The sequence below is a fragment of the Candidiatus Paracoxiella cheracis genome (assembly GCF_049348705.1).
In the GTDB taxonomy this organism is placed as follows: Bacteria; Pseudomonadota; Gammaproteobacteria; order Coxiellales; family Coxiellaceae; genus Paracoxiella; species Paracoxiella cheracis.
On record NZ_CP186485.1, the window covers coordinates 584007 to 596598 of the forward strand.

Annotated in this window: 11 protein-coding genes; 5 read left to right on the forward strand and 6 right to left on the reverse strand. The window is 43.4% G+C overall.

The window, feature by feature from the left end:
• The first annotated feature begins 112 nt into the window (after positions 1 to 112).
• The 3 genes from ACJMKR_RS03000 (at position 113) to purL (ending at position 5397) form a co-directional block, all read left to right on the forward strand.
• The gene (locus ACJMKR_RS03000; protein WP_423063714.1) at positions 113 to 484 is read left to right on the forward strand and encodes a hypothetical protein; all 372 of its coding nucleotides are present in this window, start codon (positions 113 to 115) and stop codon (positions 482 to 484) included.
• Positions 485 to 718: 234 nt separating this feature from the next.
• Entirely contained in the window at positions 719 to 1417 is a 699-nt protein-coding gene (locus ACJMKR_RS03005) for an FKBP-type peptidyl-prolyl cis-trans isomerase (protein WP_423063715.1), read from the forward strand.
• Positions 1418 to 1524: 107 nt separating this feature from the next.
• The gene (gene purL, locus ACJMKR_RS03010) at positions 1525 to 5397 is read left to right on the forward strand and encodes a phosphoribosylformylglycinamidine synthase (protein ID WP_423063716.1); all 3873 of its coding nucleotides are present in this window, start codon (positions 1525 to 1527) and stop codon (positions 5395 to 5397) included.
• A gap of 7 nt (positions 5398 to 5404) precedes the next feature.
• On the opposite strand, the gene ACJMKR_RS03015 is transcribed toward purL, so the two are convergent.
• Complete coding sequence (locus ACJMKR_RS03015; RefSeq protein ID WP_423064173.1) at positions 5405 to 5707, reverse strand: encapsulin-associated ferritin-like protein; 303 nt, start codon at positions 5705 to 5707, stop codon at positions 5405 to 5407.
• A 36-nt stretch (positions 5708 to 5743) separates the two neighbouring features.
• The gene (locus ACJMKR_RS03020) at positions 5744 to 6637 is read right to left on the reverse strand and encodes an IS982 family transposase (protein WP_423062298.1); all 894 of its coding nucleotides are present in this window, start codon (positions 6635 to 6637) and stop codon (positions 5744 to 5746) included.
• A 203-nt stretch (positions 6638 to 6840) separates the two neighbouring features.
• On the opposite strand from ACJMKR_RS03020, the gene ACJMKR_RS03025 reads away from it, so the two are divergent.
• Positions 6841 to 7344, forward strand: a complete 504-nt coding sequence (locus ACJMKR_RS03025) for a peptidylprolyl isomerase (protein WP_423063717.1) — start codon at positions 6841 to 6843, stop codon at positions 7342 to 7344.
• A gap of 142 nt (positions 7345 to 7486) precedes the next feature.
• Here ACJMKR_RS03025 and ACJMKR_RS03030 read toward each other — a convergent pair whose 3' ends face one another.
• From ACJMKR_RS03030 to ACJMKR_RS03045, 4 genes are read right to left on the reverse strand one after another with little or no spacing between them, the layout of a single operon-like run.
• Positions 7487 to 8626, reverse strand: a complete 1140-nt coding sequence (locus tag ACJMKR_RS03030; RefSeq protein ID WP_423063718.1) for a dihydrolipoamide acetyltransferase family protein — start codon at positions 8624 to 8626, stop codon at positions 7487 to 7489.
• A complete protein-coding gene (locus tag ACJMKR_RS03035; RefSeq protein WP_423063719.1) occupies positions 8623 to 9603 on the reverse strand; it encodes an alpha-ketoacid dehydrogenase subunit beta in 981 nt (326 codons plus the stop codon). The genes ACJMKR_RS03030 and ACJMKR_RS03035 overlap by 4 nt, the downstream gene beginning before the upstream one ends.
• Positions 9600 to 10682, reverse strand: a complete 1083-nt coding sequence (pdhA, locus tag ACJMKR_RS03040; RefSeq protein WP_423063720.1) for a pyruvate dehydrogenase (acetyl-transferring) E1 component subunit alpha — start codon at positions 10680 to 10682, stop codon at positions 9600 to 9602. Before pdhA ends, ACJMKR_RS03035 begins: the two co-directional genes overlap by 4 nt.
• Positions 10679 to 11779: a Leu/Phe/Val dehydrogenase gene (locus ACJMKR_RS03045; protein ID WP_423063721.1), complete on the reverse strand. Its 1101-nt coding sequence runs from the start codon at positions 11777 to 11779 to the stop codon at positions 10679 to 10681. The genes pdhA and ACJMKR_RS03045 overlap by 4 nt, the downstream gene beginning before the upstream one ends.
• A gap of 134 nt (positions 11780 to 11913) precedes the next feature.
• Between ACJMKR_RS03045 and ACJMKR_RS03050 the strand changes: the two genes are divergently transcribed.
• Positions 11914 to 12585, forward strand: a complete 672-nt coding sequence (locus ACJMKR_RS03050; RefSeq protein WP_423063722.1) for a hypothetical protein — start codon at positions 11914 to 11916, stop codon at positions 12583 to 12585.
• Positions 12586 to 12592: the final 7 nt, after the last annotated feature.

Below are 12592 nucleotides of genomic sequence, written 5' to 3' on the forward strand. Positions count from 1 at the left end.
GTTTGGAAATAACACATTGAATTATTCCGTGGTGACTTGAACTACGGTATTTCGAATTTTAAATATTCGATATAAAATTTTCTGTGTTATAATTAAAATTGAGGAATACCTGATGATACAGGTTGCGTTTGACACATTAGCTTATGCCAAAAAATTAAAAGCAGCGGGTCTTGATTCTAAAATTGCTGAAGTTCAAGCCGAGGTACAAGTAGAAATGTTAAATAGTTGTGTAACAGAAAACCTTGCATCTAAACAGGATGTCAATGAAGTCAAGTCTGAGCTTGAAAAATTCCGTGTCGAGTTTAGGTCTGATCTTGAAGGGGTGCGCACTGAGTTCAGGTCTGAATTTGAAAGGCTTCGTGCTGAGTTCAAGCTCGACATGAAAAATCTAGAGCACAGACTCACGCTACGCTTGGGTGCTATTGTGGTGGGCGCATTTACCCTGCTAGCAGCCTGGACGACTTTTCTCCCGCACTTTCATTAATAAAAAACATAAAAATCAAATAGTTAAAGATTATGGCCCTCGCTTCTCATTTCGAATAAAGCGAGGATTCTTGAGCATACAACACGCAGTATGTGAGCATTTTGAGGAGTATTTTCAGCCCAGATTAGCCAATGATGGACGTTCCCTGCTACGAGAAGAACAGCGACGTGAATTCTTATGCTGACCCTGTTAAGATGTACCTCATTGTAAAACAACCCTAAGTGGAGAGTCCGAATGAAACGACTACTAGTAGCCCTTCTGGGTGGGTCTTTGGTTGCTTCTGTGGCAGTAGCTCAAGCAGCTACTCCTATCAAAACGCAGCAAGATAAACTAAGTTACTCGATGGGAGTTATGACTGGAAGAGCGTTCAAGACGCATGATATCCAGGTGAGTCCTACTGCTTTTGCGGCTGGGTTAAGCGATGGGATCACCGGTAATAAAACTCAAATGACAGATGCGCAAATTCGTGCGACCTTGGAAAACTTCCAAAAAGAATCTATGAAAAAAATGCAAGCTCAAATGGAAAAATTGGGCAAGCAAAATGCACAAAAAGGCGCACAATTTTTAGCAGTCAACAAAGCTAAAAAGGGTATAGTAACAACAGCCAACGGCTTGCAATATAAAGTGCTTAAAGCAGGTCATGGCTCAAGCCCTAGTTTGAAGGACGTTGTTACGGTTAATTACGAAGGTAAGTTGATTGATGGTAAAGTGTTTGATAGTTCTTACAGACGCGGCAAACCAGCAACTTTTCCTGTAAACACTGTAATTAAAGGTTGGCAAGAAGCGTTAACCAAAATGAAGCCTGGTGCTATTTGGGAAATTTATATCCCCGCAAAATTAGCCTACGGTATGCAAGGGGCGCCTGGAGTCATTGGTCCTAACGAAACACTTATTTTTAAAGTCAACTTGATTTCTGTTAAAAAAGACAAATAAATGGTAACTATCTAGCCTTGAGCTGGAAGCCCAAAATTTAATATGCAAGGTCACCTCTAGAAACTTATTTTCTAGAGGTGACTAATAAAGTTGGACGATAAATATTCATGTTGTTTTTGCAAGGTTCGCTCACCTATACACCTTTTCGTTTAAATCAAATTCTCCACCGCCTGCAAACGCAATTTCCAAATGTGACAGCCTTAAAAAGTCACTACGTATATTTTGTCGATACCGCACAAAAGCTATCCGAAAAAGAATTACAGCAACTTCAGGCTCTTTTGCCACAGAGCCAATTTGCAGAGTTAACACAATCACCCGAAAAAAACGTGTGTTGGGTGATACCTCGTATAGGAACAATATCGCCATGGTCATCTAAAGCAACTGAAATTGCACACATTTGTGACCTGACAGCAATCTCGCGTATTGAGCGTGGTATTTATTATGAAATTGAATCGAATGAAAAATTAACCGGCGGAATGATTCGTGATTTATGGGCAGAACTCCATGACCCCATGACGCAAACGATAATTCAAGATATTGAAGCATTAAATCAGCTCTTTCAAAGCCATGAAGCACAGACTTTTACAACGATCGATATCGAAAAACAGGGCATTCAAGCACTAATCGATGCGAATGAAAAATTAGGCATGTCCTTGACGGAAGGTGAAATAAATTATTTATTCGAAGCCTTTCAACGCTTAGGTCGAAATCCATCGGATGCTGAATTAATGATGTTTGCGCAAGTGAACTCTGAGCACTGTAGACACAAAATTTTTAATGCGCAGTGGACAATCGATGGTATTGTGCATGAAAAATCATTATTTGACATGATACGCAACACCTATGAACAAAATCCTCGTCAAGTCCTAGTAGCTTACAAAGATAATGCGGCAGTGATAAAGGCGCATGATGTTTCTCGTTTTTTTATCGATCCAAATACACATGCATATCAAGCTAAAATGGAGCCTGCACCTATCGTGCTAAAAGTTGAGACGCATAATCATCCAACGGCGATCTCACCTTTTCCCGGTGCAGCGACGGGCAGTGGTGGTGAAATTCGTGATGAAGCTGCAACCGGTCGAGGTGCACAGCCAAAAGCTGGCCTAACCGGTTTTTCAGTATCGCATTTACATATACCTGATTTTTCGCAGCCGTGGGAAACCTGTGTTGGAAAACCAAAACACATGGCTTCTGCGTTAGATATTATGTTGGAGGGCCCGATTGGGGGTGCGGCGTTTAATAACGAATTTGGGCGTCCGAATATCTGTGGTTATTTTCGAACATTTGAAATGATGGTCTTGAGTGACTACGGCGACATTTGTCGTGGTTATCACAAACCCATTATGATTGCAGGTGGTATCGGCTCTATTCGTGAAATGCATGTGGAGAAAAAATCGTTACCCGCAGGTGCCCTATTGATTGTGATTGGTGGTCCTGCAATGGCTATAGGATTAGGTGGAGGTTCAGCGTCATCGCGCAGCACGGGTGAGAACAGTGAATTATTAGATTTCGCTTCCGTGCAACGGGCTAACCCTGAAATAGAGCGTCGGGCACAAGAATTAATTAATGTTTGTTGTGCGATGGGTGATGAAAACCCTATTTTGAGCATACACGATGTGGGAGCTGGTGGATTATCCAACGCACTTCCTGAGATTGTTGCAGCTTGTGAACGGGGTGCAGACCTACAATTACGCGATATTCCCAATGCAGAACCCGGTATGACGCCACTCGAAATTTGGTGTAACGAAGCACAAGAACGATGTGTATTAGCAATTAACCCAAAATCGCTATCGCTCTTTGAAAAAATTGCAAAACGCGAGCGTTGTCCCTTCGCCGTAGTTGGCAAGGCAACCAAAAGTGAAAAACTGCAAGTTAATGACAATGAATTCAATAATGATCCCATTAACATACCGATGGCACTATTATTTGATGACACAGCGCGGATGCATCGCGAGGATAAACACGCCAATCCTGCACACGTACTATTAGACACAAAAAAAATTGATATAAAAGACGCGGTAAAGCGCGTGCTGCAATATCCCTGTGTTGCCGATAAAAGCTTTTTAATAACAATTGGTGATCGTAGTGTGGGTGGATTAGTTGCGCGCGATCAGATGGTGGGTCCCTGGCAGGTGCCGGTGTCGGACGTAGCGGTGACCTCGGCAAGTTTTGATAGTGATCGTGGTGAAGCACTCGCGATGGGAGAGCGCACGCCGATTGCATTAATTCATCATGCGGCCTCTGCACGTATGGCTGTTGGTGAGGCTATCACTAACATTGCTGCAGCAGCGATTGATGATATGTCACAAATTGCATTATCGGCAAACTGGATGGCAGCAGCGGATTATCCTGGCGAAGGTGCAGGATTATACGACGCCGTGCAAACTGTTGGAATGGAACTTTGCCCGGCTCTTGGTATTAGTATTCCTGTGGGTAAAGATTCATTATCCATGCGTACAAAATGGCAGGATAAAGGGCAAACCAAAAGCGTCACCGCACCTTTATCATTAATTATTACCGCAACGGCGCCGGTGAATAATGTGCGTGCGACGTTAACACCTGAATTACAGACAAATACCGGTGAAACCCTTTTATTACTAATCGATTTAGGAAAAGGAGCGAATTGTTTAGCGGGATCAGTGTTGGCCCAAACATATAACGTGTTGGGCGACAGACCGCCCGATGTTGATGACCCTGTTGCGCTGAAGCAATTTTTTAAAGCGATTCAGTCACTCAATCGCAATCAACTGTTGTTGGCTTATCATGATCGTTCAGACGGTGGATTATTTGCAACTCTCTGTGAGATGGCGTTTGCAGGTCATGCTGGCCTTGAAATTGAATTGAAATCTTTAGGGCAAGATCCTATCGCGAGTTTATTTTCTGAGGAGCTTGGGGCGGTAATTCAGGTTCAAAATAAAAACTTGCAACTTGTTTTGGATATTTTGCAGGGCCATGACCTCGATGCGCATACCCATGTTATCGGTAGCGTCAACCGTTCCGATAGTATCGTGATTCATTTTAATGAGCGCGAGTTTTATCGCGAAAAACGTGTTATTTTGCACCGGCTGTGGTCTGAGACCAGCTTTAAATTACAGTCATTGCGCGATAATTCAGATTGCGCAAAATCACAATACGATCAATTGTTGGAAGATGATAATCCCGGCTTAAATGCACACCTAACTTTTGATGTTGAAGAAAATATCGCAGCCCCTTACATTAATCGTCGCCTAAAACCTAAAGTCGCTATTTTACGTGAGCAAGGTGTTAATGGTCATGTTGAAATGGCAGCCGCTTTTCATCATGCCGGTTTTGAGAGTGTTGACGTTCATATGAGTGATTTATTAAATGAACGTGTAAATTTACAGGATTTTAAAGGGTTAGTGGGTTGTGGTGGTTTTTCCTATGGAGATGTTTTGGGTGCTGGTCGCGGATGGGCGCAATCTATTTTAATGCATCCTAATATTCGCGATGAATTTCATCATTTTTTTGAGCGTAACGATAGTTTTGCTTTGGGTGTTTGTAATGGTTGCCAAATGTTTTCGTACTTGAAGGAATTAATTCCGGGTGCAGAGCATTGGCCCTCATTTCATCGCAACGAATCAGAGCAGTTTGAAGCACGATTATCATTAGTGAAAGTGATGCCTTCACCGTCTATTTTTTTCAAAGACATGGCGGGCAGTGTGTTACCTATAACTGTGGCGCATGGTGAAGGTCGAGTGGTGTTTGAGAAACAAGAAGCGCTTGTCGCATTGCAATACGTCGATCATCATCATCAATCTACGAATATTTATCCGATGAATCCCAACGGCAGCCCCGATGGTGTTACTGGATTTACAACGTCAGATGGGCGTGTGACTATCTTGATGCCTCATCCGGAACGCGTTTTTCGCGCGGTGCAGTTTTCTTGGTGTCCGGATGAATGGAATGATGAAAGCCCGTGGATGCGTTTTTTCCGTAATGCACGGGCTTGGGTGAATTAGGTTTTATTTAATCGTGTTCTTTTTCAAGATCAACGATGGGCTTGTCGGTAAAGAGATAATCTCTTAATTCTTTATCAAACCCAGGATCACGGCGACGAATCCATTCGAGTACCATGGCGGCATGTTCTTTTTCTTCATCGCGATTGTGAGCCAAAATGGCGCTGAGTTCTTTGTCTTTACAAACATCGATACGTTGTTGGTACCAGTCAACTGCCTCGAGTTCTTCCATTAATGAAACAATCGCGCGATGCATATCGCGGGTTTCGTCGGTAAGCTCGTCGACGGGTTCATGATAGCCTTCGTGTGACATGTTTAATTCTCCTGTGTTTGTGAACATAGTGTAACCTCAGTTCTGGATAACTGCGTATAAATTATTCTTTATATTGTTGGTTTTTATTCCTGGTTTGTTTGGTCGCCAAGAATAGGCAATTAGCGCTGCAAGGGTATTGACTAAAAAATTAATCGGACTACGATGACGCGAATGCTCAACATGATACAAGTTTTTCAACTGATCGATAATCGTTTCTACGATGCCACGTTGTTTTAGGAAAAACTTTTCAAATGCAGAAAGCATTTTGTTCTTCATATTTTTACGGACTTTTGTCACAAATTTTAAATCGTGTTTTGCCAAATCGTCCGCAAGATCTTTTCCAAGATACCCTTTATCGCCAGCGCCCAACCCCTTTAAATTAGCCATTAATTTTCTAACAACAGCGCGATCATCCACGTTCCCTTTCGTTAAACAAAAACGGATTAATTCCCCTTGATGATTAATCACAATATGTAGTTTAAAGCCGTAAACCCAGCCCATTGTGCTTTTACTGCGTTTAGCAATGCCTTTGAAAACCTTGTTTCGATAAATTCGTTTATTGTGGCATACGCGTAGTGTAGTTGAGTCAATATAATACAATCCCGTGTGTTTGCCCTTTCTCGAAAGCAAATAGGCGGCGAGCATCATTAGCGCTGCTGATTGGCAGGCGACAAAACGTGTGTAACTCAGCGCCGTAGGAAAATACTTCTTCATGTCTTGTAAAACACATCCACAATAAAAATCCTTAAATGTGCGATAGTGACTCATTTGAAACAACACAATGATGGTGCCAATTTCAGACAAGCTCATTTGCATCGCTCGATCTCGTTTTCTGTCTGGGTTCGGTAGCAAATACTTTGATTGACCTTTCAAATAATCCTTGCAAAAATCATCCATATCACAAAAAATCTCCGTGACCGGTGCCAACATGATTAACTCCTGTTACATTATTTAGCTGTAATTTTGGAGCTAAATTTTAGCGGTTCCGGTCTTTTTTTCAATTATTTCATTCACTTATTCCTTTTCTTATACAGAACTCAGGTTAGTGTAACATAGTTTTTCGGATCCGCTGCAGCAAGCAATTAAAATACGCTTGATGTATACTACGGGGCCTACACTGAGGAGGTTAGAAAATGGTTGTCATTGAAACGAACTTGGGGACGATCAAACTAGAACTTGATCATCAAAATACGCCGAACACCGCAAAAAACTTTCTACGCTATGCAGAAGAAGGTTTTTTCGATAACACATTATTTCATCGTGTTATCGACGGATTCATGATTCAAGGTGGAGGTTTTGAACCGGGCATGTCGCAAAAATCGACGCACGAACCCATTGAAAATGAAGCGGATAAAGGTGGTTCCAACAAGCGCGGCACGATTGCAATGGCGCGTACATCAGACCCACACTCTGCAACATCACAATTTTTTATCAATGTAGCAGACAATGCTTTTTTAGATCACAAAGCAAAAACGGGTGATGCTTGGGGTTACTGCGTATTTGGTCATGTCACAGATGGCATGGACATTATCGATAAAATTAAATCGGTTGATACAACAGCGCGAGCAGGCCATCAAGATGTGCCAGCAAAGGATGTTGTGATTGAAAAAATCACAGTTGTTGATAAAGAACAATAGTAACTTCCCTGCAAATGAGGCTCCAAAGTATGGCTATGGCATCACGTGTCATCCTAAACAATGTCACTTCGAGCAATACGAGGAGTCTCGTGACCATGGCAGAATGCTGGATATTGGAATAACGTGACTCACTCTTTCCGTATTATTTTTCGAGCGCCTCAATAAGAGCTTTTAAACAGCGGCCAGTTTCACCACCTGTGATGAGTCGATGATCCACGGTCACGGCAAGCGGCATGACCCGATGGACTACGGGCTTTCCATTTTCTGCAACGACTTCGTCTCTGGCTCTGCCGATGCCGATGATTGCAACCATTGGCGGAACAGGAAGTGGAGATGCATAGCGACCCGCAAATGTGCCGTAATTAGACATCATGATGGTTGCACCTTGCAGTTCTTCTTGTGGAAAACTGCGGTCTTGGGCTTGCTGTTTGAATCGATTGATTTGTTCACGCAGACTGGCATCATCACGATTAGCAATATCTTTTAAAATGGGCACATAAAGGCCGCTTGGAGTGTCAACCGCGACGCCTAAATTAATCGTGTCATTTTGTTTGTAACCCATTTGCGTGGCATCGAAAAAAGCATTTACGATGGGCACGGCTTCGCAGGCAGCTTGTATTGCACGGATAATGCGTACAGAAATATCTTCATCTTGAGGCCAATGATTGATATCGGCATCATCGACCATGGTGACGGGAACGATTTGCTGGTGTGACTGAGTCATACTGAGCACCATCGCGCGTCTTACGTTCGATAATTTTGTGAGTTCGCCGTCAATCTTTGGACCTTGGCTTGATGCTGCTGGTTTCACGTTCGCAGCGGCGCGTTTAACATCTTCTGCGGTAATTTTGTCGCCTGCAGGTGTAATTTCTTCGAGATTAACACCCAATTGTTTGGCTAGCATGCGTACTGCTGGCGTGACTTTAATGCGTTTGTCACTGGTTTTGCTTTGCGCTACACCGATTGCAGATTCTTCAAGTACGGCTTCGCCTTCTTCGATTGCGCCAACGACGGTACCCGTATCTTTTTTTACTTCTTCGGCTTCGCCTTCGCCTTCAAATCCAATTAATGGTTGGCCCGTTTCAATGGTATCACCCGGTTCGCCAAATAATTTTTCAATTTTGCCATCAAAGGGTGCTGGCACATCAACTAATGCTTTTGCTGTTTCCATGGCGACTAAGGGTTGATCGGTTTTAACTTCATCGCCGACTTTTACGTACCACTCGCGAACTTCTGCATCGGGCAAACCTTCGCCGAGGTCGGGTAATTTAAATATTTTCATTCAAACTCCATCTGTGTTTGTACTGCTTCAATAATGCGTTTTGCATTAGGCATGTAATTTTTTTCTAATTTAAAATACGGCATTACTGTATCATAGCCGGTCACGCGTTGAATGGGTGCAAGCAATGACAATAATCCACGTTCAGCTACAGCTGCTGCAATTTCTGCGCCCACACCACACGTGCGCGGTGCTTCGTGGATGATGACACAGCGCCCTGTTTTTTCAACAGACGCTAAAATCGTTTCCATATCGATAGGTTTAATTGTTGCAACATCGATGACTTCAGCACTGATATTTTGTTTGGCTAATTGATCGGCAGCTTCCAGCGTTTCTTTAATCATCGCGCCCCACGTGACTAATGTCACATCTTCGCCTTCACGTAAAATAAAACATTTATCGAGTGGCAAAGCTTTACCATCGTCAGGCACGTCTTGTTTTACCCAACGATAAATGCGCTTTGGTTCGAGAAAAACGACAGGGTCGGGGTTGCGAATAGAGGCTAATAATAATCCGTACGCGCGTGCAGGCGATGATGGAATAACAACGCGTATTCCTGGAATATGCGCGAATAAAGCTTCAGTGCTTTCTGAGTGATGCTCAGGTGCGTGAATGCCGCCGCCATACGGAGCGCGATACACGAGCGGACATGTTAATCGACCACGGGTGCGATTACGCAGTCGTGCTGCATGACTTAAAATATGATCGAAGCCTGAATAAATAAATCCCATAAATTGAAATTCGGCAACGGGTTTTAATCCTTGAGCAGCCATGCCGACTGAAATGCCGGCAATCATAGATTCAGCGAGTGGTGTGTCTAACACGCGCTCGGGACCGTATTTTTCTAATAAACCAACAGTTGTTCTAAAAACACCGCCATTGACGCCAATGTCTTCGCCTAATACGACGACATTTTTATCATTATTCATCTCATAAGCTAATGCCTGGTTAACAGCTTCTGCTAATGTAATTTTGCTCATGAGTGTGCCTCCAAATCATCGCGCTGAGATTTTAATTCTTGAGGCAACTCAGCATATAAATAATCAAACATGTCGGTCGGCTTGGCGGGAGTAGCATTTAAATATTCTTTTACAATCTCATCAACTTCAGCCGTTAATTCTTTTTGCATGTCAGCTTCTTTTTCACGTGACCACAGTCCTTCGGACTCGAGATAATAACCGAGCCTTGCAATTGGCTCGTCTTTCCACGCGTTTTTAATTTCCTCAGCAGGTGTATAGCGTGAGGCATCATCGGCAGTGGTGTGATCACACAAGCGAAAAGTTACGGCTTCAATTAAAGTGGGGCCGCCGCCTTGACGTGCTTTGTCTAAGGCATCTGCAACGGCATATCGCACGGCGATGACATCATTGCCATCCACTTGGATACCTTCAAAGCCAGCAGCAATCGCTTTTTGTGCGAGCGTTTCACAGTTTGATTGTTTGGGGCGCGGTACTGAAATGGCCCATTGATTATTATTAATCACAAACACAAGGGGGAGATTCCAAACACCAGCTAAATTGATGGCTTCATAAAAATCGCCTTTCGATGTGCCACCATCACCACAGATAGTTAGCACGGCGCGTTTTTGTTTGCGGTATTTAACCGCATAGGCAACACCCGCAGCGTGAAGTAATTGTCCTGCGATCGGAACGCAAATAGGAAAATCTTCAGAAAGATCAGGATTGGCATAGTTGCTCCCGCGTTCATCGCCACCCCAATAGGCAAGAATTTCTGAAAGTTTTCCGCCGCGCATATAAAAAACGCCTTGATCACGATAATACGGGCAAAAAATATCTTCTTTTTGCATCGCGTGACCCATGCCAATGCCAGTTGCTTCTTGTCCACGCGAGGCTGCAAATGTGCCCATTTTACCGGTGCGTTGTAAGTTAACTGTTTTATTGTCGTAACTGCGAATTAATGACATCGCGCGATATAATTCGAGCAGTGTTTTAGAGTCAGCAAATTCTGGAAAAGGTTGCATGGATTGACTATTTTCATTGAGAAATTGTAGAAATTTAACGTCATACGAAGCGACGGTGGTCATTTTCGGGTTCGTCATACTGTCTCCACGTAATCAGATTTTTTTTCATTGAGCTTTTCTTTAGCGATAAGCTCGGCAATGTCAGTCGTTGGTTTGTTTGTTTGTGCGGAGCGTTCGAATAATGTCAGCATCCGATCGTAGATTTGCTCCGTTAATTTTTTGGCGATTTCAATATCGTGATAATCGTGAATAGAAGCCGCTTGTATCAATCCGCCAGCATTGAGAACAAAATCGGGTGCATAAAGAACGCCCCTTTGATGTGCAATTTCACCGTATTTGCGGTGAGCGAGTTGATTGTTAGCCGCACCTGCAATGATGTTTGCACTTATCCTATTCAGGGTATTGAGATTTATGGTTCCCCCGATTGCGCAGGGAGCGAATATGTCGCACTCTACATCGTAAATTTCTTCAGGGGTCACGACATCGGCATTAAATTCTTTTACAAAACGCTCGGTAGCTTCCGGCTTCGTATCGCACATCGTGATTTTGACGCCGTGTCGGTGGAGGTGTTCTGAAAGGTAGTAGGCTGTTTTGCCTCCGCCTTGTACGGCAATTCGTAGTCCGTCCAGATCATCGCGACCTAATTTGAACTTAACTGCTGCCTGGATCCCTCGCATAACGCCAAGGCCAGTGAAGGGTGAGGGATCACCCTGGACCTCATCGGTTCCAGCAGCACCAATCACGTGAGGTGTGCGTTCGGCAATTACGTCCATATCGTGGGTGGTTGTGCCGAGATCCATAGCAGTGATGTAGCGACCGTTCATATCATGCACAAAGTCACCAAATGAGCGGAAAAGGGCATCACGGTCTTTGATAACTGGAGGGGCGATAATGACGGCTTTGGCGCCCCCATGGGGCAAATCACTCGCAGCGGCTTTGAGGGTCATCATGTATGAGAGCCTCAACACATCTTTTAGGGCCATTCCGTAGGATCTGTAAGGATAGATTCGGCAACCGCCGATTGCGGGTCCCCGTTGGGTGTTGTGAATCGCGATAATCGCTTGGAGCCCGGTGCTTGCGTCCATTTTGGTGTGAATATCTCCAAACCTGAGTAATCTTGCATATCGCATCAGGGCTTCATGAGTGTGATAATAGTACTTGTCAGTTTTTGGCATAAACGAGGTCCTTGAGCTAAGAGAATAAACGAGACCCGCCTGGTTTTTACTAGGCTATGGGAAAAATTGACCCCCAATACTAGCAAGGATTTTGTTACAATGTAAACTTTCCATCACTGTGCGTGGGGGGTTACGTGAAAAGACTTCTTTATTGTGTTTCTGGGTTTCTAGCATTCATTAGCGTGACGGGTTATGCAGCCAAACCCGCTGATTTGAATAGCATCGTTTATCAACTACATACACAACGTTGGGTAATGACAGACAAAGCAAACGTTGTGATTGCCGTAGATGCAACTGCAAAGGATCAAGATCTACCTAATGTGCAACATCAGATCATGCAAAAACTAAATCAATTAGGTTCCCATCAAAAATGGGATGTCGTCACGTTCGATCGTAATCAAGATCAATCCGGTCTTGAAAAATTACATATGGTAGTCAGTGCCCGTTTGCCAGAGTCGCAATTAAATAATTTTCGGGATCGTGTTCAGTCATTATCGAAAGCAGGTGAGAAGTTTCAGTTGCAAACCATTAATTTCGAACCAAGCTTGATAGACGTTGAAAAAACCCGTGAACAATTGCGTCAGGAAATTTATGAGCAAGTTAAACAAGAACTTGCGCAACTCAATAAAACTTACCCTGCGCAACATTATTTTCTGCATAATATTAACTTTGTTCAGCAGCCTATTTATCGCATGGCCGGAAATGCTTTTATAAAAACCAATGTACCATCACCATCAGATATTTCTGTAAAACGTGAAATGACAGTCAATGCTGTTGTGGTGTTAGCTTCAAAAATTAAGAATTAGGTAATAA